The 1,468-nt window shown below is 60.8% G+C and carries 1 protein-coding gene; it reads left to right on the top strand.

Annotated elements, in window-relative coordinates; genetic code table 11:
- Window positions 1–1,468, top strand: a 1,468-nt coding sequence (locus ADADOO_RS17785) for a molybdopterin-dependent oxidoreductase (RefSeq protein ID WP_511278856.1), incomplete at both ends; no start/stop codon positions are given.

The raw sequence follows: 1,468 nt of genomic DNA on the forward strand, positions 1-1,468 counted from the left end.
CGGAAATCATCCACATCGAAGGCGACCCGGACCACCCGGTCAGCCGTGGCGCCCTGTGCCCCAAGGGCTCAGGACTGCTCGACTTCATCCATAGCCCGAACCGGCTGAAATATCCGGAAGTCCGCGAGCCGGGCAGCAAGGAATGGAAACGCATCAGCTGGCACGATGCCATCGACCGTATCGCCAAACACATGAAGGCTGACCGCGACGCCAACGTGATCGCCAAGAATGCCGACGGCGTGCCGGTCAATCGCTGGCTGAGTGCCGGCGTGCTGACCTGCTCGGCAGCCTCCAACGAAACGGGCATCCTCACCCAGAAGATCATCCGCTCCCTGGGTATCATCGCTACCGACACCCAGGCCCGCATCTGCCACGCGCCAACCGTTGCCGCCCTTGGTCCTTCATTCGGCCGGGGTGCGATGACCAATAACTGGGTTGACATCAAGAATGCCGATCTCGTTGTGGTCATGGGCGGCAATGCCGCCGAGGCTCACCCGGTCGGCTTCCGCTGGGCCATCGAGGCGATGAAACAGCGCGGCGCCAAGCTGGTCGTCGTCGATCCACGCTTCAACCGCACCGCCGCTGTGGCCGACCTCTATGTTCCGCTGCGCGCCGGCTCCGATATCGCCTTCCTGGGCGGCGTCATCAACTGGCTGATTGCCAATGACAAGATCCAGTGGGAATACGTCAAGGCCTACACCAATGCCAGCGCCATCATCGGCGACGGCTTTGGCTTTGAAGAAGGTCTCTTTTCCGGTTTCGACAAGGAAAAGGGCCGTTACGACCGCGCCAGCTGGAACTACGAGCTCGACGCCAAGGGCAATATCAAGACCGACCCGACCCTGCAGGACCCGCGTTGCGTCTGGACCCTGCTCAAGGCGCACTATGCCCGTTACACCCCGGACGTGGTCAATAACCTGACTGGCACGCCAACGGATGCCTTCCTGAAAGTCTGCGAATTGTTCGGCGAAACCTCGGCCCCGAACAAAGTTGCCACCGTGCTTTATGCGCTCGGCTGGACCGAGCATACGGTCGGCACCCAGAACATCCGCAGCATGGCCATCATCCAGTTGCTGCTCGGCAACATCGGCATGGCCGGCGGCGGCATCAATGCCTTGCGTGGGCACGCCAATGTGCAGGGCATCACCGATCTCGGTCTGCTGTCCACCAACCTGCCCGGCTACATCCCGTTGCCCAACGAAAAAAACCATCCGACCTTTGCCGACTATGTCACCAAGGTCACGCCCAAGCCCCTGCGCGACGGCCAGCTCAACTACTGGTCAAACACATCCAAGTTCCTGGTCAGCCAGCTCAAATGGTTCTGGGGCGACAAAGCGACCAAGGAAAACAACTGGGGCTACGACTGGCTGCCCAAGTGGGACAAGCTTTACGACACCCTGCACCTGACCGAACTGATGCAGCAGGGCAAGATGAACGGACTGATCGTTCAGGGCTTCAACCCGATGGG

Source organism: Azonexus sp. (assembly GCF_036170495.1).
GTDB lineage: Bacteria > Pseudomonadota > Gammaproteobacteria > Burkholderiales > Rhodocyclaceae > Azonexus.